Source organism: Sinomonas sp. (assembly GCF_036848755.1).
Classification (GTDB): Bacteria; Actinomycetota; Actinomycetes; order Actinomycetales; family Micrococcaceae; genus Sinomonas.
The window spans coordinates 1-21,780 of sequence record NZ_DAIUJO010000065.1; the positions used below are offsets into that span (position 1 = coordinate 1).

Here is a 21,780-nt window from a genome sequence, read left to right on the forward strand (position 1 = left end):
AAAAGCCGCTCGAGCGGTAGCCGCCCCTCGCGCCAGAGCCGTTCGAACACGGGTATGTCGCGCTTCGGCACCGCCGAACCGAGATAGCTCCCCACGATGGTCTGCGCCTTGGAGGTCAGCTGGAGCGGCTCGATGGCCGCGGTCGCGCCCGGCGCGGGCAGGCCGATCGTGACCAGCGTGCCGCCCAGACCAAGCAGCCGGAACGCCGTTTCGAACGCCCTCGGGTGTCCGACCGCTTCGAGCACGACGTCCGCCTCGACCCCGTGCTCCAGAGCCTCCTCGGGCGTCCACGCCTCCGCCGCTCCCCACTCGCGCGCCGTCGTCAGCTTGGACTCCTGCGCGTCCACGGCGACGACGCGGCACCCCGTCGCGACGGCAGTCAAGAGCCCGGCCATGCCCACTCCCCCAAGGCCCACGACGGCGACGCTCGTCTCCGCGCTAATCCTCCCCGCATTCAGCAGGGCACCTCCGCCGGTGAGCACGGCGCAGCCGAGGAGCGCGGCGACGGTGGGCGGGACGTCGTCGCCCACGGGCACGACGGACCGCTCGTCCACGACAGCGAAGGTGGCGAAGCCCGAGACCCCGAGGTGATGCGCGACCGCCTCCCCGCCGCGGGTGAGGTGACGCGTCCCGGTGAGGAGCGTCCCCTCCGCGTTGGACGCGCTCCCCGCCGAACACGGCAGCCGCCCCTCCGTCTTGCACGCAGCACATTCGCCGCACCGAGGCAGAAAAGTCATGACGACGCGCTGACCCACCCGCACGGACTCGACGCCTGGGCCGACTTCCTCGACGATCCCTGCCGCCTCATGCCCCAGGAGCATCGGCAGCGGGCGGGGGCGCGACCCGTTCACCACCGAGAGGTCCGAATGGCAGAGACCTGCGGCCTCGATGCGGACCAGCAGCTCCCCTGGGCCGGGGCCGGTGAGCTCGAGCTCGTCAATCGTGATCGGCCGGCTGTCCGAGTAGGGGGTATCGGCGCCCATCGTATTCAGCACGGCGCCGCGGATCGTGCGGGGGATGCTCATGGTCCCAACCCTAGGCCCCCGAGAAAGGCGAACGCCCCCTATGACCGACGGCCCGACTTTGGCAGACTCCACCAAGTGACCCATCCGACCGACCTCTTCGGAGAGCTCTTCGCCTCGGCCTTCGGCGTCGTCAAGACTTACCGCCCGCGGCGACCCATCCACCCCCAGGGCGTCCTGCTCACGGGAACGCTCGAGCGCACTGGCGGCGGCGCGCCGGCGGGCCTTGACTTCCTGGACGCAACCGGCGCCACCCCGGTCACCGCGCGACTATCGCGCTCGCTCGGCGTCCCCCTTTCCTGGCCGGACATCATCGGACTCGCCGTCCGACTTCACACGGACGACGGCGATGGCGACCTCCTGCTGGCGTCGACCGGCTGGCGCGTCCCCGACAGATTCGCGCTGACGTGGCACCGGACCGCCGGCCCGGCGCGCCTCACCTCGCTCATGCCGTACCGGGGCAGGAAGGGACCTGTTCTGCTCGGCGCGAAGACGACGGGCCCTGATCCCGGAGCGCCCGGACGATTCCCGCCCGACGCCTCGTGGGAGCTCGACCTCTTCTGGGCCAGCCCGCTGGGGCCGTGGCGGAGGTTCGGCTCACTGCGGCTCGCGCCCGAACTGAGCGCGGAGGGCGGCGTCCACGACACGGCCCTCCGCTTCGACCCGCTGCTGAACGTCCTGCCGGGCGCAGGCACGTACGAGTGGACGCGCCGGCTCCGCGAGCATTCCTACCGGCTCGCGCGATCCTGACCGCCGGCGTCGAACGCGGCGATCACCGACGCCATGTCCTCGGAGCCGTGCCCGCCGTCGATCGCGTCCCGGAACTGCGCGGCGAGCGCTTCCATGAGGGCCGAACGCGTGCCGGCGAAGTCCATCGCGTCGACGATGAGCTCGGCGTCCTTGGCCGCACCGCTGAGCGGGAAGGCGGGCGGGAACTCGCCGGCGATCATCGCCTTCCCCTTCAGCTGGGCGTAGGCGCAGTCCGTCACGCCGCCGGAGATCGTGTCGAGGAACAGTTTCGGGTCGAGGCCGAGCCTCTTCGTGAGATCGATCGCCTGGGCCGTCGCCCCGACGATCGAGAGGACCCACGAATTGGCGACGAGCTTGAGCTTGTGGCCGTCGCCAGGGAGTTCGCCGACCCAGACCGTCTTCGAACCGATCGCGTCGAAGACGGGTTGGACTCGCTCGCGCAGGTCCTCGGGGCAGCCCGCGAGGACCAGCAGGGTCCCCTCCTCCGCCGGCTGCCTCGTGCCGAGGACAGGCGCATCCACGAACGCAATCCCCTGATGGCGCGCGCGCTCCGCGAGCCGGGCCACCCCGGGCAGGCCGACCGTGCTGCTCTGGACCCACACGGCGTCCTCGCGCATCGCGGGGAGGGCCTCCCCCATCACCCCCTCGACCGCGTCCGCGTCGAAGAGCATGGTGACGACGACATCCGCGGCCGCAACCGCTTCCTTGAGGTCGCCGGCAATTTTCACCCCAGCCTCCGCGAGCGGCTCCGCCTTCTCGCGGTGACGGTTCCAGGCGGTGACCTCGAACCCCGCCTTGGCAAGGTTCTTCGCCATGCCGCTGCCCATGATTCCGGTTCCGAGTACTGCCACTGACGTGCTCATGGTGCCTCCGAGTCTCGTTTTCCTCCACCCGATTCGATACCCAGTTGGTTGCCCCGGCAACCGGGCGTTGGGAGGATGAGCTTCGTGGCGTACGACGACGAGCTCGCAGGCAGGATCCGCAGCGTTCTGGCCGGGACGGCCGACTTCACCGAAAAGAAGATGTTCGGCGGCCTCGCGTTCCTGATCGGCGGCAACATGGCCGTGAGCGCGAGTGGTCAGGGCGGAATGCTCCTTCGCTCCGATCCCGCCGCGAGCGACGAGCTGTGCTCGCATCCCGGCGTAGAACTCGCCGTCATGCGGGGCAGGCCCATGGACGGCTGGCTTCGGGTCTCGTCGGAGGCCATCACCTCCGATGAGGAGCTCGCGCGATGGGTTGGGATCGGCGTCGAGTATGCGAGTTCGCTGCGGGGGAGGGGGCGTTGGGGGGGGGTGGGCCTGGCGCGCCCCCCCCCCACGCAGCTGTTGCTGTCATTCGCAGGCGATGCCATCCCCGTCGCGGTCAAGGGCGGATCGGTACCCGGGCTGTCCACGATAAATCGGAGCAGCACCGGCCGCACGAGCCGCGGCGCAGTTGGCGTAGTACACGTTGACCGGCGGTTGCTGCTGCGCCTGTTGTTCGGCCTGTTGCTGCGCCTGTTGTTCGGCCTGTTGCTGCGCCTGCTGCTGAGCCTGCTGTTCAGCCTGCTGTTGGGCTGCTGCTTGGCGCGCGGCCGCGGCGTCCTGCTCGGCCTTGATCTGGGCGGCGAGCGCGTCGGAGTCCGACTTCGTCATCCAGACGAGGGCAGACGAACGATCCTTCGTGCATGTCAAGTCGACGTCCAGGGCTGCATATCGATCACCCTCGTGATCGCAGGATTCCCCGGAATGATAAAGGGCGACGAAAACGGTGTTCGTCCAAGTCGGACAACCATCAGGGCCTTCAGCCATAGTTTCGACGGTGGATTGGCTTGGAGAGGCGCTCGGAGACGGTTCTGAAAGAGCCGATTCGGCTGTGGCCGTTTCGGTAACATCAGGTACCGGCGTCGAGCAAGTGGACGTCGGAGTTGGTGCAAACGCGACGGCAGATGCCGTCGAACTGCCTGACTGCGCTGAGGTGAGTGTCTTGCCGCCCGTGGCTCCCGCGCACCCTGTAGCGAAGACGAGGAGCGAGCCGATGATAAGCGCGGCGGCTGACCCCTTCCGCGCAGTCTTTTTTCGGAACAGCCAAACCAGTCCCACAGCAAAGACGATCGCCGCGGCAAAGGCTGCTAGTGCTGGCGCAACGGACAACAAGAGAAATGTAACGAGCAACGCCAGAATGACTTTGGGTCCCCTACCCATGAATCGATCCTTCCCCCAAGCGTGGATCACGCTCTAATCGACGGCGCTTCAGTGCGCCGAGGTCAGCCTACAAAGCCGCGTCACAAGTGTGAAATATGACTTGGCAATCATGTGGCGCGAGGGCGCGCGGTGCGGCCGCCCGCCGTCGGCCGCTCCTCGGAGCACCCATCTCCGCCCCGCGCAAGGGTCCTTTGGAATATTCACAAATTTCTGAATAGAGCGCACACTCGGCGCTATGGACACCGTCATCAAGACGACCGACCTGCACAAGAACTTCGGTCCGGTCAAGGCACTCGACGGCCTCGATCTCGAGGTCCGTTCGGGCGAAATTCACGGCTTCCTCGGCCCGAACGGGGCCGGAAAGTCGACGACCCTTAGGATCCTGCTGGGGCTGGCCCGCGCGTCGTCCGGCAGCGCAAGCGTCCTCGGGAAGGACCCGTGGGCCGACGCAGTCGAACTCCACCGACGCATCGCAAGCGTGCCAGGCGACGTCAGCATCTGGCCCAACCTTTCGGGCGGGGAGGCCATCGACCTGATCTCCCGTCTCCGCGGCAGCGCAGTCGAGCCCGCGGCCTACCGCGAGCGCAAGCACCACCTGTGCGAGCTCTTCGACTTCGACCCGAGCAAGAAGGGCCGAGCGTATTCGAAGGGCAACCGCCAGAAGGTCGCGCTCATCGCGGCCCTCGTGACCCCCGCCGACGTGTACCTCCTCGACGAGCCCACGAGCGGTCTCGACCCGCTCATGGAGGCGGTCTTCACACGCGAGATCCGTCGGCTCGCCCAAGACAACGGTGCGACGGTGCTCCTCTCGAGCCACATCCTCTCCGAGGTCGAACAGCTCGCGGACCGTGTGAGCATCATCCGCGCGGGCCGGGTGGTCGACGGGGGGACCCTCGACTCGCTGCGGCACCTCACCCGCACCGAGATCTCGTTCTCACAGGACAGCGTCGACACAACAGCACTCGCGGCCCTCAGCCAGATCCATGACCTCACCGTCACCGAGGGCCGCGTCAAGTTCGGCGCGGATTCCGACCGTGTCCACGAAGTCCTTCCGCTCCTGGGCAGCCTCGGCGTCAAAGGCCTCCTCGTCGCCCCTCCGTCTCTCGAGGAACTCTTCCTCCGCCACTACGGCGATCAAGTCGCCGCCCCAACCCCGGAGCCGACGCACGACGGCGCCCCGCACCGCCGTCGTCACCGGACCGCCGAGCGGGCAGGAGCCTGAGATGTCCACGCTCGGGATCCTGTACCGCCAGCGGCTGCGCCGCGACCGCTGGCAGCTCCTCTCGTGGATCCTTTCCATCGGCGTGCTCGCATGGTTCGCCCTCGAGGCGATCACCAAGACGTTCGGCGACGAGGCCTCCCGTGCCCAGGTCCTGAAGCTCGCGACTGCGACGCCAGCAATCCTCGTCCTGCGCGGCCTCGCCCGCGGCCCCGCACTCGACGCCTTCACGTTCTTCGAGATCTACTCCTTCCTCGCCCTGCTGGCCGGATTCATGAACACGTTCATGGCGGTCCGACACACGCGCGCGGAGGAGGAAACGGGACGGGCCGAACTCGTCTCAGCCACGGCTGCGGGCCGGTGGGCCCCGCTCGGAGCCACGGTGCTGCACGGGCTCGTCGCGAACATCGTCCTCTCCGCGGCCGTCGCCCTCGGATTCATGGCAGGCGGCCTCGATCCCGTCGGCTCGATTGTGGCCGGCCTCGCGACCGGGGCGGTGGGACTCGCGTTCCTCGGGGTGGGGCTGCTGGCCGCCGAGTTCTTCAGCACCTCGCGCGCCGCGAACGGCATCTCCGCCTCGCTCGTCATGCTCGCGTACTTCCTGCGCGGCTTCGGGGACGCGACCGGGCAGATCAGCCCGGACGGGATGACGATGACCGCCGCGTGGCCGAGCTGGGTCTCGCCGATCGGCTGGGGCCAGCAGACCTTCGCCTACACCGGCAACCGGATCTGGCCACTCCTGCTGCCGGTCGGGCTCGCCGCGGTGTGCACCGCCGTCGTCGTCCGCATCATGGCGCGGCGCGATGTGGGAGCCAGCCTCCTCGCGGGCCGCGCCGGCCGCGCCGACGCCCGGTCGTGGCTCCGCGGTCCGTTCGCCCTCGCGCTCCGGCTCCAGCAAGGCGTGATAATCGGCTGGTGCGCGGGAGGCCTCGCGACCGGACTCATCACTGGCTCTCTCGGTTCGGCCCTCCAGTCCACGCTCAGCACCAACGCATCGGTGACAGCGGCGCTCCGCGAGATGATCCAAGCGCACGGCACCTCTTTGACGCAGTTGCTCATCGCGGCACTCTTCGAGATCGCGGGCGTGATGGCGGCGGCCTGCGGGGTCCAGGCCGTCATCCGCGTGCGGCAGGAGGAAGCCGCTGGAACGGCCGAGGTCGTGCTCTCGGAGCCGTTGAGCCGCGTGCGCTGGCTCGGAAGCTTCATGGGCCTCGGCGCCATCTCCGTGGCGCTCGTCATGGCGTTCACCGCCCTCGGCGCGTGGGTCTCGCTCGTCGCTTCGGGCGACACATCCAGCGCCGTTGGCGACGTGTGGGCAACCGGGCTCGCGCAACTGCCCGCCGCACTCGTGTACCTCGCGCTGCCGGCTGCCGTCTTCGTTGTATGGCCGCGAGCCACGATCCCGGCTGGCTGGGCGCTGCTCGGAATCGGCGTCGTCCTCGGGATCTATGGCGGCATGATCGGCCTCGACCAGAAGATCGTCGACCTCTCGCCATTCACCCACACCCCCGTAGTCAGCAGCACCGGGACCGACTGGAGCGGCGGCTTCTGGATGCTCGGCATCGCCGCAGCCCTCGCCGCCCTCACCCTCGCGGCAGTGCCGCGGAGGGAGGTGGGCAACGCGTGAGCGAACCCGCCAGAATGCCCGATCCCGCTGAAGGCTCCGCAGCCGTCCTTGCCGCCGCGGGGTTCCCGAAGATGCCCGCGCGGGCGCTTATGGCCCTCGTCGTATCCCCCGACGGCGCGCTCACTGCGGCCGAACTCGCCTACGTCCTCGGCGTCAGCCCGGCCGCCGTCTCAGGGGCCGTCCGCTACCTGCAGACACTCGGCTTCGTGCATCGCGTGTCCCAGCCCGGCAGCCGGCGCGACCGCTACGCGCTCCCAGACAACGCCTGGTACATGGTCACGCTCAGGCAGAACCCGGTGTACGAGCGGCTCGCGGACCTCGCGGATGCCACCGCCGCCGCTTTGCCGGAGGACTCCGCTGCCCGCTCCCGCGTCGACGAGATGGGGCGCTTCTACCGTTTCCTCATGGCGCGGATGCCCGAACTCCTCGACGAATGGGAGGCGGCGCGGCTCGAGGTGTGATGCGCAGTCGGGGCCGCCGCCCGACGAACCGCGCTCCCGCCCGGTTGTGAATTCCCAACCAGTCGGAGGGCGGCGTGTCTCGCCGGACCGGCAGCCGGGCGCCCCAGAAGTGGGCGGGAGCGCGGCGGCCTCCCGTCAGCTCGCCTTCAACCACAAGCAACCAGCCCTTCACCTACGCATGGCAGGCTCCCCGCGGGGGACAGCAGCACTGAACCCACAAGGAGCACTGCACATGCCTGGCTTGAACCGTCGTCATTTCCTCCAGCTTTCGGCCGCCGCCGCGGCGACCACCGCGATCTCACAGATGCTCGGCGAGAGCGTCGCCCGCGCCGCCTCGATCCCCGCGAACAGGGCAACTGGCACGATCAAGGACGTCGAGCACGTCGTGGTCCTCATGCAGGAGAACCGAGCCTTCGACCACTACTTCGGCACCCTCAAGGGCGTCCGCGGCTTCGGCGACCCCCATCCGGCGGTCCTCCCGAGCGGCGCGAACGTCTGGCACCAGAACAACGGCACCCGCGACGTCCTCCCCTACCACCCGGACGCACCCAACCTCGGGATGCAGTTCATGGAGGACCTCGACCACTCGTGGAAGCTCACGCACGAGGCCTTCGACAACGGCAAGTACGACAAGTGGCTGCCGGCCAAGTCGAACGCGACGATGGCGTTCTACGAGCGCAACGACATCCCGTTCCACTTCGCCCTCGCGGACGCCTTCACGGTCTGCGACGACTACCACTGCTCGGTCCTCGGCCCCACAGACCCGAACCGCTACTTCATGTTCACCGGGTGGGACGGCAACGACGGGACCGGGGGCGGCCCGGACCTGTGGAACGCGGAGGTCGGCTACTCGTGGAGCACCTACCCCGAGCAGCTCCAGAAGGCGGGCGTGAGCTGGAAGGTGTACCAGGACATCGGCGACGGTCTCGACGCCGCGGGCTACTGGGGGTGGACGAGCAACGCCTACATCGGCAACTACGGCGACAACTCGCTCCTCTACTTCACCCAGTACCAGAACGCCCAGCCGGGTAGCTCCCTCTACGACAACGCCCGCACGGGGACCAGCGCAAAGACCGGCGACGATCTCTTCCGGATCTTCCGCAACGACGTTGCGTCCGGCAACCTTCCGCAGGTCTCCTATATCGTCGCGCCGGAAGCGTACTCGGAGCACTCCAACTGGCCGCCCAACTTCGGCGCCTGGTACATGGCGAACATCCTCGACATCCTCACCTCCAACGCGGACGTGTGGAGCAAGACGGCCGTCTTCATCATGTACGACGAGAACGACGGCTTCTTCGACCACATCGTCCCGCCGCACCCCAACACGTCCCAGATCCCGGGCGCCTCGACGGTCTCGACCGCGGGCGAGTACTACGACGGCCGCGCAACCTTCTCAGGCAAGAGCGACGTCCCGGGCCACTTCGGCCTCGGAGTCCGCGTCCCCCTGATCGTCGCGTCTCCGTGGAGCATGGGCGGCTGGGTGTGCTCCGAAACGTTCGACCACACGTCGATCATCCGCTTCCTCGAGGCCCGCTTCGGCGCCACGTCGCCCAACATCTCCGAGTGGCGTCGCGCGGTCTGCGGCGATCTCACGAGCGCCTTCGACTTCTCCGGAACGGGCGGCGGGGTCCCTGCGATGCCGGACACGTCGTCGTACAAGCCCGCCGACCAGAACCGGCACCCCAGCTACGTTCCCACGCCCCCGGCCGTCAACTCGATGCCGAAGCAGGAGCCGGGCACGCGGCCGTCGCGCCCGCTCGGCTACGCGCTGGGCGTCGAGGCCGCGGTCGACGGCGGGAAGCTCACGGCGCGCTGGACGAATGCGGGTGGCCTAGGCGCGCACGTCCAAGTCCGTTCGAACCTCCTGGCGGCTGCCCCGTATTCGTACACAATCGGGGCGGCCACATCCCTCGGCGCCGCCTGGGACCTCGGCACGACCTACGACGTGCAGATGCACGGCCCGTCCGGCTGGTACCGCCGGTTCGCGGGCACGACGGCGGCCGCGGACATCCGGGTCACTGTCGCTAGTGATGGGGCCGCCGGGCATGCCCGGTTCCGCGTGGAGAATGCCGGCTCGACCGCGGCCGAGCTGACGCTGGCCGACGCGTATGGGGCCGGGTCGCAGGCCCTTGCGCTCAACCCCCGCCAGGCCAAGACCGTGGTGATCCCCACGCAGGGCGGCTGGTACGACCTCACGATCACCACGGCCGCCGATCCAACGCTCGTGCGCGTTCTCGCCGGTCGCCTCGAGAACGGACGGCCGCTCACGAGCGACCCGCAACTCGGCCGTTAGGCCCTCGGCCGCCGCGCCGCCGCCGCGCCGCCGAGCCGGCGAGCCGCCGCGCTCCCGCCCACTTGTTCGCGACCGAGTGGGTGGGGGCGCGGCGTGTCCCCCAAGACACGGGTCGGGCACCTCTAGAAGTGGGACAGTGCGCTCGATAGCGTGGCCTGTGCACGTGGTCGAGCAAACGGCACGGGAGGAGACCGATCGTGGCAAGGATCGCTGTCATCGGAGGGCACGGAAAGGTTGCCGTGAGACTTGAGCCGATTCTGGCGGGACGAGGTGATTTCGTCAGCGCCATCATCCGCAACCGCGAGCACACCACGGACGTGACGGCCGCGGGGGCCCACCCGGTCGTCGCCGACGTCGAGCAGTTGGACACAGACCACATGGCCGAGCTGTTCCAGGGCTGCGATGCGGTTGTCTGGTCCGCCGGCGCGGGCGGAGGCAACCCCGCCCGGACGTATGCTGTCGACCGCGATGCCGCCATCCGTTCCATGGATGCCGCAGCCAAAGCCGGTGTGAAGCGGTACGTCATGGTCTCGTACCTCGGTGCACGGAAGGACCACGCCGTCGCCCCCGACCACCCGTTCTTCCCCTATGCAGAGGCCAAGGCCGCCGCGGACGACTACTTGCGCAGCACGTCCCTCGAGTGGACGATCGTGGCGCCGAGCACCCTCACGCACGACCCAGGATCGGGCCGCATCGCTCTGGCGGACCATGATCACTCGGGAAACGTCAGCCGGGACGACGTCGCAGCGGTCATCGCCGCAACCCTGACCATGCCCAAGACGGTAGGCAAGTTCATCGGCTTCAACCAGGGCGAGACGCTCATCTCAGACGCCCTCGCATCGCTCTGAAGCACCGCCCCAGCTCTCGAGGAGGAGACCATGGCCAAGCTCATCTACGCGGCGATCACCTCGGTAGACGGCTACATCGCCGACCGCGACGCCGAATTCGGGTGGGCGGTTCCAGACGAGGAACTGCATGCCTTCGTCAACGACCTCCTGCGGCCGGTGGGCACCTATCTGTATGGGCGCCGGATGTTCGAGGTCATGAAAGTGTGGGACGACCCAGACTTCGCAGAGGACGCCTCGCCCGCCGTCGCCGACTTCTCCCGGATGTGGCGGGCGGCAGAGAAGGTCGTCTTCTCGGGAACTCTGGCTGAGCCGGACACCGCGCGGACTCGCCTCGAACGGCGCTTCGAACCGGCGGCCATCCGCCAGCTCAAGGAAAGGGCGGATACCGACCTCGCGATCGGCGGCGGCATGCTGGCCGCGCCAGCGTTCGCTGCGGGCCTGGTCGACGAGGTGCACCTGTTCCCTGCACCCGTCTCGGTTGGCGGCGGAACGGCTGCCATGCCGGACTTCCGGGTGGACCTTGAGCTCCTCGAGACCAGCACGTTTTCGAGCGGCTTCGTCCACCTGCACTACCGCGTGCGGCACTGAGGAAGAACGCGCTCGTGACCGCTGTCGCCAATCCCCTGCACATCCTCGAGGACCTGCGATCCGTCTTGCAGGACAAGGTCGACGCCGACGCGCACCGTCTGCGGGCCTTCACCGCCGACCGTTCGGGTCACCGATCCGCAGGGCCGCCGCTCGCCGTCGTCTACCCGCGGAGCGTCGAGGACGTCCAGGCCGTCTGCCGCATCGCCTCGGCCACGGGGACACCCATCGTTACGCGGGGCGCGGGCACGGGCTTGGCCGGAGGCGCGATCGCGGGGCCGGGCGAGATCGCCCTCTCCATGCGGGACATGGACCAGATCCTCGAGATCTCCGTGGCCAACCATCTTGCCGTCGTCCAGCCCGGTGTCCTCAACGGGGACCTCAACCGTACGCTCGCCGAATTCGGCCTATGGTGGGCGCCCGATCCGGCGAGCAAGGACATCTCGACGGTCGGCGGCAACGTCGCCATGAACGCTGGCGGGCTGCTGTGCGCCAAGTACGGCGTGACGCGCGAGGCGGTCCTGGCGCTCAAGGTCGTGCTTGCCGATGGGAGACTCATCTCAGTGGGACACCGGACGGTCAAGGGCGTCACCGGGTATGACCTCTGTGCACTCATGATCGGCTCGGAGGGCACGCTCGGGATCATCGTCGAGTGCACCCTCAAGCTGCTGCCCGTTGTAACGGGGGAGATCGCAACGATCGGGGCCTTTTTCGACAGCGTCGAGTCGGCAGCCGAAGCCTCCTCCGCCGTCACGAGGAACGGCCACGTTCCGGCGATCATGGAACTCATGGACCGGCGCACCCTCGAGTGCGTGGGTCGATACACGGGCCAAGACCTTGTGGGCCAGGGGTCGGCGTACCTGCTCATCCAGTGCGATGGCCAGGGCGCCGTCGAGACCGCGGCGCGCATCACGGATCTGGTCCGGGCAGCCGGCGGACGCGCGGAGACGACCGTCGATCCGGCTGAGTCGGAGCGGCTCCTCGACCTCCGGCGCAAGGCGTTCCCCGCCATGGAGACTCTGGGCACTGTCCTCGTCGAGGACATTGCCGTACCGCGGGACCGTCTCAGCGACGCGTTCGCCGCGGTCCGGGACCTTGAGGAGCGGTACGGAGTCGTCATCCCCACGGCCTGCCACGCCGGGGACGGCAACCTTCACCCGACCTTCGTGTTCGAGGGCGACGCCGCTCCTCCAGAAGTGTGGGCGGCGGCGGGAGAGCTCTTCTCGAAAGCGCTCGCGCTCGGCGGGACCCTTACCGGCGAGCATGGCATCGGCGTGCTCAAGCGTGCGTGGCTCGCCGACGAGCTCGGTCCGGACCAATACGACCTCCAGCGGCAGATCAAAGCGGTCTTCGACCCCGCGAACCTCCTCAACCCAGGCAAAGTATTTGGCTGAGCCTTGCGTCCCGCGCCCTGAGGTCCATCATGGCCTCATGGGAACCGTGACGGACTATCTTGCGACGCTGTCTGGGCCGAACCGGGAGACCCTTGAGCGCGTGGTCGCCGTCGCGCGGGAGGTGGTTCCCGAGGCGACCGAAGGGACGAGCTACGCGATGCCCGCGCTGATGGTCCATGGCAAGGCATTTCTCAGCACGCTCGAGACCAAGAAGCACCTCGCGATCTACCCGTTCAGCGGCCAGGTCTTCCCTCGCCTCGCGGACAAGCTCGAGGGCTTCGACTGGGATCGGGGAACGCTTCGCTTCTCTGCTGAGCACCCTGTGCCCGACGAGGTGCTTCGTGAAATCGTCTCGCTCCGCGTCGCAGACATCGAGGCCAAACTGTCGTCAAAATGACCCTGCCCTGACCCCCTGATGCGCACCGGCTGGACTCCTCCCCGGTTAGCCGCTACGTCATCTTGCCGTGATCTAATTCTGGAGGTGCCCACCCCCAGCACACGCAGAGAGCAGGAATCATGGCGGACGCGAGCGTTCCCGAAGGCCAGTACTGGTTCGTCGGGTCGTACTACTCGGACCGGGATCCCCAGGACCAGACCGACAGGTTCTTGGCCGAGGGAATCTGGGAAAACGGTTTCGAGGACCGCTACCTCGAGACCGTCAAGTCGATGAAGGCCGGCGACCAGATCGCCATCAAGTCCACCTATGTCCGCAAGGACGGGTTGCCGTTCGATCCCCGCGGCCACGCCGTGCCGGTCCTGAGCATCAAAGCCATCGGCACCGTGACGGCGAACCCGGGGGATGGCCGTCGCGTCGAGGTCGACTGGACCCGGCTCAAGAAGCCGCGCGAGTGGTACTTCTACACAGGCCGGCACACCATCTGGAAGGTCACGCCGAGCCACTGGATGCGGGAGGCGCTCATCCGCTTCGCGTTCTGGAAGGAGCCTCAGGACGTCGAGAGGTTCCGCAACGACCCCGCGTGGGCCAAGCGCTTCGCCGACGCCGACCCCAAGCCTGAGCAGCGCTTCGCGTGGACGGCGTTCTACGAGGAGACAGCGACGGCGCTGCTGGCCTACCGCACCCGCCGGCCGGAACTCCTCGCCCACCTCAAGGAGATGCAGGACCGCCACGAGGAACTCGGCTTCCTCGTCGACCGCGACCGCAGGGACAACCCCATGCCGCTCCGCGACATCTGCCCCTTCACGGTCATGGGGACGTTCAACCGTGGGGCGACGCCAGAGAAGCGCACCGAGATCGCGGCAGGTTGGGCCGAACTCCTCGGCGTACAGACACCCGCGCCGACGAGCTTCGACGGCATCCCCTTGCTCAACAACCAGAACTCGTGGTTCTTCCCCACAGCGGCCACGCGGCACAAGGACGACATCGACACCCTCTGGGACGTGTTCGAGGGCGCCCTCGCGGCTGCGGACTCGAGTGAGGACCACGAGCGCCTCCGCTTCGCTGACGCCTACAGCCGCGCACGGGACATCTACCGGGTCGGCACGAAGCTCACGATGGGCCTGTTCTGGATCCGGCCGTGGAACTTCGTGCCGCTCGACGGCCGTTCGCGCCAGTACCTCAAGACCGAGCTCATGCTCGACCAGGACTTCTTCGCAGCCGACGGCGTTGCCTACGTCCAGCTCCTGGACACGCTGGCGTCCAAGTTCGAGGATCCGCAGTTCGCAGTGCACTCCTTCCCGGAGCTTTCGTGGACGGCGTACCTCGAACGCGATGGTCGCGGCGCGCACGCGGAAGCGGCGGAGGCGCCAGAGGTCGAGGACGACGACGACCCGACGCCCGTCTCGCCGCAGGCGAGCTACACGGTGCGCGACATCGTGGCCGACGGGTGCTTCATCCCCGAGTCGGCGCTCAACGGGTACCTCGCACGCTGGCGGTCGAAGAAGAACCTCATCCTCCAGGGCCCTCCGGGCACCGGCAAGACCTGGCTTGCCCGGCGGCTCGCCTATGCGCTGATCGGCACCAAGGACAACAAGTCCGCCCTCCGGGCGACCCAGTTCCACCCCAACTCGAGCTACGAGGACTTCGTGCGGGGCTGGCGGCCTGGCTCGGACGGCAAGCTGACCCTCGTGGACGGGCCGTTCCTCGAGATGGTCGAGCGCGCGAACGCGAACCCCGAGGTGCCTCACGTCATGCTCATCGAGGAGATCAACCGCGGAAACCCAGTCCAGGTCTTCGGTGAGCTCCTGACGCTCATCGAGGCGGGGAAACGCTCGCCACGCGAGTCCCTGCAGCTCGCATACCCGCGTTCGGGGTCCGAGTCGGTCCATGTGCCGAGCAACCTGTACATCATCGGCACCATGAACTTGGCCGACCGTTCTCTTGCCATCATGGACCTTGCGTTCCGCCGGCGCTTCGCCTTCGTCTCCCTCGAGCCGAACGTCAACGACGCGTGGCAGGAGTGGATGGCGAACCGCCACAACGTGGCCACCGAACACCTCGAGCTGGTCCGCAGCCGCTTCCAGGCGCTCAACGAGCGGATCGCCGAAGATCCGGCCCTCGGCGGCGAGTTCCGCCTCGGCCACAGCTTCGTGACCCCGCCCGCCGAGGAGAGGGTGGCCTCATTCCCGGACTGGTTCCGGGGAGTCGTTGACACCGAGATCGTCCCGACCCTCGAGGAGTACTGGTTCGACGATCCTGCCAAGGCGGCGGCGGCGACCGAAGCACTCATGGAAGGGCTCGTGTGACGAGCTCGGGCTGGATGACGACGCCGGGCGGCACCGGCGTCGTCCCCGCCGGCGGAGCGCAGATCCCCATCCGGAACGTCTGGCTCCTGCTGCTCTACGCGTCCGAGTTCTACCAGTCGGGCCCGGAGGCGTTCGACGGGATCGAGGACTACCCGGAGAAGCTCCCCGAGTTGCTTGCAGAGCTGCTGGTTGCAAGCACTGAAGACAGACTGAGGCGACCGCTCACGCCGTCGTTCGCGCGGACCTCGCGCGACCTCAGCCGCGTCCGGGGCGGAATCGACACCCTGCGCACCGAATCGCATCAGCTGCTCTCCCGGGGCCTCGTCGCGTGCAGGTTCGACGAGCTCACCGCCGATACACCCCGAAACCGCATGATTCGCACCGCCCTCGAATCGGTCGCGCCGCTGTGCCGCGACGAGGAGCTTTCGCGACGCTGCCGGGCCCAATCGCAGCGGCTGGCCGGCCTCGGAGTGGGCCTGCTCGACCGCCGCGCCGGGGAGCGCGATGCCCACGTGCGCATCACCCGCAACGACGCTCGCGACCGGTCGGTGCTGCTCGCCGCGAAACTCGCCCTCGAGCTCGCCCTGCCCTCTGGCTACATGACTCCGGGGCACGGCCGCGGAGCGCTGTCCGAACGGCAGTTCAGGCATCTCTTCAAGCGCGCTGTCGGCGGCTTCTACATCGCTCACGGAACCGGCCGCGGTTGGACGGTGCAGCGGGGCAAGAAGGTCGACTGGAAAGCGAGCGAGGCCACGATGGGCCTTGCCGCGGTCCTCCCCCACATGGTCACGGACGTCTGGATCGACGACGCGGTCCGCGGACGCCGGCTCATCCTGGATACGAAGTTCGCCCCGGCCCTCACGGCCGGCCGCTTCGCGAAGGAGACACTGCGCAGCGGCCACCTCTTCGAGCTCTACACCTACGTTCGAGCCCAAGAGTCGTTGCACGATCGGCTCGCATCCTCCGCGGGAGGGCTCTTGCTGTATCCGGCCGCCGGCTGCTCCCTCGCGGAGTCGTTCGTGACCGCCGGGCACCGTCTGGGCGCTGCCACCGTTGACCTCTCCCTCTCCTCGGTCGAGGTCCGTGATCAGCTCATTGCGGCCGTGAAGCCGTTCCTCGGCTAGCTCCATCACTCAGCCGTCCTGCACTGCCCGAGAAGATCGGCGGCCTTGCGGTGCTCGGCGTCGGTCATCCAGAGCCCGTATTCGGCTTTGACCTCCACGACTCGAACCGCGTATTCGCAGCGGTACGTCCGTCGGGGCGGGAGCCACGTTGCGAGGTCGCCATCGCCCTTCTCCAGGTTGGCCGGGCCGTCCACCGCAAGGAGGTTGGCAGGGTCGTTCGCGAAATCGCGCCGCCTCTCCGCCGACCAGTGCTGGGCGCCCTTCTGCCACGCGTCCGAGAGGGGCACGACGTGGTCGATCTGGACATCGGCCGACCGCTCCCCGCGCACAAAGCTGATCCGCTTCGCCGTATACGGGTCGTCGAGCGTCCCGGAAGCGACGACGCACCGGGGCGAGTTCTTCGCGAAGGCAACGTCGCGGAGGTCTCGGGCCAAGACGTCGTTCCGCGTGTCGCAGCCGTTGCGGTCGACGTCGTCCCACGCCTCCCCGAAGCGTTCCCGCAGGTATCCCGTCTTGGGCGCCCGTCCGTCGACTCCGATGCGCACGAGGGCGGCCTTCGCCGCTGCGAGCCGTTCCGCCGGAACGCTCCCGATCTGCGAACCCGCCCACGGAGCCGGCGAAGCAAGGCCTGGTGGATCGATGATCCCAGCGAGCCACGCCGCGAGCACGGCTGATGCGGCGACAAGGAGCAGCGAGATGGATCGACGCAGCGGCCCGCGACGGCGGGCAGCGCGAAGCGCGCGCGGCAGCATGGTTCCCCCCCAACGAAATAGCGGTGCTGTCCCTCGACTCTAGGTGAGAGGAACAGCACCGCTGCCGCTGGTCAGGGGGCTATGTGGATAACCACCCTCCCGTCATTTCAGGAGAAGGCCACGTCCTTGGTCGCGTGGTTGTACTCGATGGTGACCGGGCCGCCGTCGTGCTTGAGTTCGTGGTTCGCGCCGTTCGGGAAGCCGAAAGCGCCGTAGTTCTCGTCCCACGAGCGGTTGATGGCGATCTTGAACGAGTAGGTCCCAGCTGGAAGATCGACCGTGCGGCGCCAGAGGGACGTCGCCGGGTCAAGGCCCATCTGGACCGCGTCGAGGCTCGGCTCCCAGTCGGCCTCTCCGCCGAGAGCGGCACCGAAGTCGCCTGCGATCGCCACCGAACCGGGCTGTGCGACGGGAGCCTCAGCCCCGTTCGACTCGGCACCGTGGGGCGTGGCCGCGGCTTCCTCGGCGACCAGCGCCTCGGCAGCCTCCGCGACAACCTCCGCGGCTTCGCCGACCTTCTCGGCGACCTTCTGCGCGGCCGTCCGCCTTGCGGTCGACTTCTTGCCGGCCTTCTTCTTGACCGGCGACTCGGCAGGCACGGCAACCCCAGCGGGGATCGGCGTCCCCTCGGCGAGCGCCTGAGCCAGCGTGTCGACGGTCGGGAACGCCACGAGCGCGCGGAGCCCCTCGTCCGTGATCGACCAGCCCGAGCGGCCCTTGACCATCCAGCCGGCCTTCACGAGCTTGGCCGTGGCCGTCGTGAGAGCCTTGTGGCCGCGCGGGATACCGCCGGACAGGAGCGTCGCCTCGTTCTCGTCGAACGGTACGAGCTCGACGGCCTGGGCGAGGACGGTACCGGCGTTCGGGTTCTCCCCCGCCCAGCGGGCCTCGGCGAGCCCGTCGAGCACCGCCTTGAGTCGAGCATCCAGCTTCTCGGAGGCGTTCTTCGCCATCCCATCCCCTCTCATTGCGTGGATCACACCTTGCCTCCCCATGCTTCCGGGTTACTCGCTGGTTCGAGACAAGGTGACCGACTGTGACGCACCCTTGTGCCGTCACAGGCCGGCTTTCCCAGAGTGGATGCTCTGGGTATCCAGCATCTTAATTGCAGACTACGGTTTGCCGCAGGCGACGCGGCCAAAAATGTCGGACGCGGATGATCTGATGGGTTCGAGGGAACGGAAGGGAGCCCCATGTTCTTTCTCGGCGATCAGACCGAGCTCGTGTTCTCCGCGTCGGACATCGTGACGGCGGCAAAGTGCGAATTCGCGCTGCTCCGACAGCTCGACGAGAAGCGCGGCCTCGTACCTCGCCTCGTGGTGAGCGATCCGATGCGAGAGCGCGCGGCCCTCCTCGGAGACCGGCACGAGCGCTCGATTCTTGAGGACTTCAAGCGGACGTACGGGCAACCGTCAGGCGGGCGCCGCGGAGGCGTGGTCGAGATCGCGGAGGCGAGGACGATGGAGCGTGACGTTCTCGAGGCGAAGCATGCGGAGTCGCTCGAGGCTCTCAGGAGGGGCGCCGACGTCGTCTATCAGGCTGGCTTCTTCGACGGGAGCTTCCACGGCCGCTCCGACTTCCTCGTCCGCCAAGCCGACGGCCGCTACCAGGTCTTCGACACCAAGCTGGCGCGGCATGCGAAAGTCGAGGCGCTCCTCCAGCTCGCGGCGTACGGCGAACAGCTCGCCCTGGCCGGGTTCACGCCGTCGGACGAGGTGACGCTCATCCTCGGCACGGGTGAGCGCGCGTCGTTCAGCCTCCCCGATCTGCTTCCGGCCTATCGTGAACGACGGCGAAGGGTCACCGACCTGGCGCGGGAGCACCTTGCGCTGGCCGCCCCCGCAAGCTGGGACGCGCCGGGGGTCGCGGCCTGCGGCCGCTGCGAGTACTGCGCCGTGCAGGTCGCCGAGCACCGAGACGTGCTGCTCGTCGCAGGGATGAACCTTGTACGGCGGAAGAAGCTGCGCGAGGCAGGCATCCGGACCATCGATGATCTGGCTTCCATCCCCGAATCCACCGACGACGCAACTCTCGCACGCCTCCGGGATCAGGCCCGCTTCCAGACAGGGCTCGAAACGGGCGACGGCGGAGCCCTCGCCCCGGCGCACGGCGACGAGCCTGCCCACGAGGTCCGGTTCAAGGTCCTCCCGCAGCACACGATCGGCGCGCTGCCGCCGGCCAGCCCAGGGGACGTGTACTTCGACTTCGAGGGCGATCCGCTGTGGCAGGACGTGGCGACGGGCCTTTGGGGCATCGAGTACCTCTTCGGGGTCATGGAGCCGCCAGCCGACGACGACGAACCCCGCTTCCGTCCGTTCCTCGCCCACACCTTGGCCGAGGAGAAGGCCGCCTTCCTCGCTTTCGTCGACTACATCGAGGAAAGGCGAGCACGCCATCCCAAGATGCACGTCTACCACTACGCGGCCTACGAGAAGACTGCGCTGCGGCGTCTCTCGCAACGGCACACGGCCGCAGAGGACGTCATCGACGCGTGGCTGCGCGAGGGGCTGCTCGTCGACCTCTATGAGACAGTCCGCCACAGCATCCGGATCTCGGAGCGCTCCTATTCCATCAAGAAGCTCGAGCCGCTCTACATGGGCAAGGACCTCCGGACGTCGGAGCTCCAGAGCGCCGCCGGGTCGGTTGAGATGTACTCGGCCTTCTGCACAGCACGGGCCGGGGGCGACGAGGTCGAGGCCAAACGCCTCATCGACCTGATCCTCGAATACAACCAAGACGACTGCGTCTCGACGCTGCGGCTCGACCGCTGGCTCCGTGGACTCGCCGGACTGCAGCCGGGGGCGCGGGTCGTGGCACGGGAGCAGGTGGAGCCGCCGCCGAGCGTCGCGGAGCCCGAACCTGCCGAGAGGCCGCTGCTCGAGTACCTCGAACGGCGTGGGAACGACGGGACCCAGGCCGGCATGCGCGACGACCAGGACGCTGCCGACGACACGGCCATCGCGCTTCTTGCCGCGGCGGTTCGGTTCTACCCGCGGGAGCGAAAGTCGTACTGGTGGGCCCATTTCGACCGGCTCGAGCGGCCGCTCGCGGAGCTCGAGGCAGTCCGAGACGCATTCGTGGTGCACGAGGCAGCGATTCTCGATGACTGGAAGCCGGACAAGCAGACGTGGGCGCGGACCGTGCGTCTCAAGGGTCAGATCGCGCCGGGCTCGGACTTCCGGACGAGCCGGAAGTGGTTTCGGGAGTTCGAACAGCCGCTGCCCGCTCCCCTCCAGCCCACAGACGCCCAGGGCCTGGGCCGGAACGGCATCGCGGGCACCGTGCTGCTCGGCGTGAGCTCGGACGGGGTCGACGACGTGCTGGATGTCTTCGAGAAGACACGGAAGGGAATGGAGCCCTACTCGCAGCTCCCGGTTGCCCTCACCGAGGATCCGCCGCCCGACTCGAAGAGCATCGAGGCCGCGCAGAGAGAGCTCGCCCTCCGCGCCGCCGAGGCGCTCCCCCAGATGCTCGAGCAGCCCTCGGTCGACCTCCTGCGGCGCGTTTCGCCAAGGACCAGAGGTGGGGCTCCACTTCCGCGAGCAAGGGACGCAGCCGAGCTGCCGGCCGCGATCGAAGCTGCTGTCCGTCTGCTCGACCGGTCCTATCTGGCCGTCCAAGGGCCACCCGGGAGCGGGAAGACGTTCGTCGCCAGCCGGGTCATCGAGCGTCTCGTTGCATCGGGCTGGAAAGTCGGCGTCGTCGGGAACTCGCACGCGGTGGTCGAAAACGTGCTGTGCCGTACCATCGAGGCCGGTGTGCCAGCGGATCGCGTCGCGAAGAAGCTCAAGGACGGCGCGGATGCGGGGGCGCTGGTCCCGTGGAGCCACGTCGGGGACAAGGCCGTCTCGACGCTCCTTGGCCTCCCCGGCGGGTGCCTCGTCGGCGGGACCGCGTGGACCATGACCGGCTCCTCAGTTCCGGCCGGTTCGCTCGATCTCCTCGTCGTCGACGAGGCGGGCCAGTTCTCGCTCGCGAACACGATTGCGGTCAGTCGAGCAGCCTCCCGACTGCTCCTCCTAGGCGACCCACAGCAACTCCCCCAGGTCAGCCAGGGCCAGCATCCCGAACCGGTCGACAAGTCTGCGCTCGGCTGGCTCGCTGACGGCGAAGCGGTCCTGCCCGAACGATTCGGCTACTTCCTGCCCCAGTCGTGGCGCATGTCCCCTGCGCTGTGCGCCAAGGTCTCCCGCCTGTCGTACGCCGATCGCTTGAGATCCGCGCCGGCGGCCGAGGGACGCTCGCTCGAGGGAGTGCCGGCTGGCATCGAGGCCGTGTTCGTGGACCACTCGGGAAATGCCACGGCGTCGGTGGAGGAGGCCAACGAGGTCGTCCATCAAATCCGGCGACATCTCGGCCTCATCTGGCACGATGGGCACGGGGCCCGTGAGCTCATTCCCGAGGACATCATCGTCGTCGCGCCGTACAACGCGCAGGTCAACCTCATCCGATCCGCCCTCGATGCGGCAGGCCTTCCCGGAACCCCCGTCGGCACCGTGGACAGGTTCCAAGGCCAAGAAGCAGTTGTCGCTATCGTCTCCATGGCGTGTTCGGACCCGTCCGAGGCCCCGCGCGGCATGGAGTTCCTGCTCAACCGGAACCGAATCAACGTGGCGGTCTCCCGCGCGATGTGGCGCGCCGTCGTCGTCCGCTCACGGCGACTGACCGCCTACCTGCCCTCGAAACCCGCGACACTTGAGGATCTCGGGGCGTTCATCGGCCTCTGCGAGTCTCGATCCCGGTAACGCCAGCGGCGGCCAGTCCCTAAGGACCGGCCGCCGCTGTGGGCCCTGAGACGAGCAGGTGAAGATTACTGGGC

Annotated in this window: 17 protein-coding genes and 1 pseudogene; 13 read left to right on the top strand and 5 right to left on the bottom strand. The window is 68.3% G+C overall.

The annotated features are described in order from the left end of the window. Nucleotides 1-1,025 (bottom strand): alcohol dehydrogenase catalytic domain-containing protein (locus V7053_RS11600; protein WP_334172429.1); only part of this gene is annotated, 1,025 nt, incomplete at its 3' end. A gap of 75 nt (nucleotides 1,026-1,100) precedes the next feature. On the opposite strand from V7053_RS11600, the gene V7053_RS11605 reads away from it, so the two are divergent. Continuing rightward, on the top strand, nucleotides 1,101-1,772 hold the full coding sequence (locus V7053_RS11605) for a hypothetical protein (RefSeq protein WP_334172430.1): 672 nt from the start codon (nucleotides 1,101-1,103) through the stop codon (nucleotides 1,770-1,772). On the opposite strand, the gene V7053_RS11610 is transcribed toward V7053_RS11605, so the two are convergent. Further along, complete coding sequence (locus V7053_RS11610) at nucleotides 1,751-2,635, bottom strand: NAD(P)-dependent oxidoreductase (RefSeq protein WP_334172431.1); 885 nt, start codon at nucleotides 2,633-2,635, stop codon at nucleotides 1,751-1,753. The genes V7053_RS11605 and V7053_RS11610 overlap by 22 nt on opposite strands. 75 nt (nucleotides 2,636-2,710) lie before the next feature. On the opposite strand from V7053_RS11610, the pseudogene V7053_RS11615 reads away from it, so the two are divergent. Next, a pseudogene (locus V7053_RS11615) lies at nucleotides 2,711-3,010 on the top strand (TfoX/Sxy family protein); the annotation flags it as partial. 93 nt (nucleotides 3,011-3,103) lie between these two features. Here the strand turns inward: V7053_RS11615 and V7053_RS11620 are convergent. After that, a complete protein-coding gene (locus tag V7053_RS11620; protein ID WP_334172445.1) occupies nucleotides 3,104-3,955 on the bottom strand; it encodes an excalibur calcium-binding domain-containing protein in 852 nt (283 codons plus the stop codon). A 235-nt stretch (nucleotides 3,956-4,190) separates the two neighbouring features. Between V7053_RS11620 and V7053_RS11625 the strand changes: the two genes are divergently transcribed. The 10 genes from V7053_RS11625 to V7053_RS11670 all read left to right on the top strand — a co-directional run bounded on the left by V7053_RS11625 (nucleotide 4,191) and on the right by V7053_RS11670 (nucleotide 16,209). Next, the gene (locus V7053_RS11625; protein ID WP_334172432.1) at nucleotides 4,191-5,177 is read left to right on the top strand and encodes an ABC transporter ATP-binding protein; all 987 of its coding nucleotides are present in this window, start codon (nucleotides 4,191-4,193) and stop codon (nucleotides 5,175-5,177) included. A 1-nt stretch (nucleotide 5,178) separates the two neighbouring features. Then, on the top strand, nucleotides 5,179-6,801 hold the full coding sequence (locus V7053_RS11630; RefSeq protein ID WP_334172433.1) for an ABC transporter permease: 1,623 nt from the start codon (nucleotides 5,179-5,181) through the stop codon (nucleotides 6,799-6,801). Further along, nucleotides 6,798-7,262 carry a GbsR/MarR family transcriptional regulator gene (locus V7053_RS11635; RefSeq protein WP_334172434.1) on the top strand — a complete coding sequence of 155 codons (465 nt, stop codon included), beginning with the start codon at nucleotides 6,798-6,800 and terminating at the stop codon, nucleotides 7,260-7,262. Before V7053_RS11630 ends, V7053_RS11635 begins: the two co-directional genes overlap by 4 nt. A 232-nt stretch (nucleotides 7,263-7,494) precedes the next feature. After that, nucleotides 7,495-9,555, top strand: a complete 2,061-nt coding sequence (locus V7053_RS11640; protein WP_334172435.1) for a phosphocholine-specific phospholipase C — start codon at nucleotides 7,495-7,497, stop codon at nucleotides 9,553-9,555. Nucleotides 9,556-9,752: 197 nt separating this feature from the next. Then, nucleotides 9,753-10,403, top strand: coding sequence for an SDR family oxidoreductase (locus V7053_RS11645; RefSeq protein ID WP_334172436.1), 651 nt, complete (start codon nucleotides 9,753-9,755; stop codon nucleotides 10,401-10,403). Nucleotides 10,404-10,433: 30 nt separating this feature from the next. Then, nucleotides 10,434-10,991: a dihydrofolate reductase family protein gene (locus tag V7053_RS11650; RefSeq protein WP_334172437.1), complete on the top strand. Its 558-nt coding sequence runs from the start codon at nucleotides 10,434-10,436 to the stop codon at nucleotides 10,989-10,991. A gap of 14 nt (nucleotides 10,992-11,005) precedes the next feature. Then, a complete protein-coding gene (locus V7053_RS11655) occupies nucleotides 11,006-12,382 on the top strand; it encodes an FAD-binding oxidoreductase (RefSeq protein ID WP_334172438.1) in 1,377 nt (458 codons plus the stop codon). 37 nt (nucleotides 12,383-12,419) lie between these two features. After that, on the top strand, nucleotides 12,420-12,779 hold the full coding sequence (locus V7053_RS11660) for an iron chaperone (RefSeq protein ID WP_334172439.1): 360 nt from the start codon (nucleotides 12,420-12,422) through the stop codon (nucleotides 12,777-12,779). Between the two features lie 119 nt (nucleotides 12,780-12,898). After that, a complete protein-coding gene (locus tag V7053_RS11665) occupies nucleotides 12,899-15,085 on the top strand; it encodes an McrB family protein (protein WP_334172440.1) in 2,187 nt (728 codons plus the stop codon). Next, complete coding sequence (locus V7053_RS11670; RefSeq protein ID WP_334172441.1) at nucleotides 15,082-16,209, top strand: 5-methylcytosine restriction system specificity protein McrC; 1,128 nt, start codon at nucleotides 15,082-15,084, stop codon at nucleotides 16,207-16,209. The genes V7053_RS11665 and V7053_RS11670 overlap by 4 nt, the downstream gene beginning before the upstream one ends. Nucleotides 16,210-16,214: 5 nt before the next feature. On the opposite strand, the gene V7053_RS11675 is transcribed toward V7053_RS11670, so the two are convergent. Together V7053_RS11675 and V7053_RS11680 are read right to left on the bottom strand one after the other, a co-directional pair. Next, entirely contained in the window at nucleotides 16,215-16,961 is a 747-nt protein-coding gene (locus V7053_RS11675; RefSeq protein ID WP_334172442.1) for an HNH endonuclease family protein, read from the bottom strand. Nucleotides 16,962-17,068: 107 nt separating this feature from the next. Continuing rightward, complete coding sequence (locus V7053_RS11680; protein ID WP_334172443.1) at nucleotides 17,069-17,914, bottom strand: pullulanase X25 domain-containing protein; 846 nt, start codon at nucleotides 17,912-17,914, stop codon at nucleotides 17,069-17,071. Nucleotides 17,915-18,154: 240 nt separating this feature from the next. On the opposite strand from V7053_RS11680, the gene V7053_RS11685 reads away from it, so the two are divergent. Then, complete coding sequence (locus tag V7053_RS11685; protein WP_334172444.1) at nucleotides 18,155-21,706, top strand: TM0106 family RecB-like putative nuclease; 3,552 nt, start codon at nucleotides 18,155-18,157, stop codon at nucleotides 21,704-21,706. Nucleotides 21,707-21,780: the final 74 nt, after the last annotated feature.

Excerpts from the sequence above, each read along its gene's own strand:
- V7053_RS11610 (WP_334172431.1), bottom strand. The coding sequence starts at position 2,635 with ATGAGCACGTCAGTGGCAGTACTCGGAACCGGAATCATGGGCAGCGGC.
- V7053_RS11675 (WP_334172442.1), bottom strand. The coding sequence starts at position 16,961 with ATGCTGCCGCGCGCGCTTCGCGCTGCCCGCCGTCGCGGGCCGCTGCGT.
- V7053_RS11650 (WP_334172437.1), top strand. The coding sequence starts at position 10,434 with ATGGCCAAGCTCATCTACGCGGCGATCACCTCGGTAGACGGCTACATC.
- V7053_RS11625 (WP_334172432.1), top strand. The coding sequence starts at position 4,191 with ATGGACACCGTCATCAAGACGACCGACCTGCACAAGAACTTCGGTCCG.
- V7053_RS11620 (WP_334172445.1), bottom strand. The coding sequence starts at position 3,955 with ATGGGTAGGGGACCCAAAGTCATTCTGGCGTTGCTCGTTACATTTCTC.
- V7053_RS11680 (WP_334172443.1), bottom strand. The coding sequence starts at position 17,914 with ATGGCGAAGAACGCCTCCGAGAAGCTGGATGCTCGACTCAAGGCGGTG.
- V7053_RS11630 (WP_334172433.1), top strand. The coding sequence starts at position 5,179 with ATGTCCACGCTCGGGATCCTGTACCGCCAGCGGCTGCGCCGCGACCGC.
- V7053_RS11665 (WP_334172440.1), top strand. The coding sequence starts at position 12,899 with ATGGCGGACGCGAGCGTTCCCGAAGGCCAGTACTGGTTCGTCGGGTCG.
- V7053_RS11640 (WP_334172435.1), top strand. The coding sequence starts at position 7,495 with ATGCCTGGCTTGAACCGTCGTCATTTCCTCCAGCTTTCGGCCGCCGCC.
- V7053_RS11660 (WP_334172439.1), top strand. The coding sequence starts at position 12,420 with ATGGGAACCGTGACGGACTATCTTGCGACGCTGTCTGGGCCGAACCGG.
- V7053_RS11685 (WP_334172444.1), top strand. The coding sequence starts at position 18,155 with ATGTTCTTTCTCGGCGATCAGACCGAGCTCGTGTTCTCCGCGTCGGAC.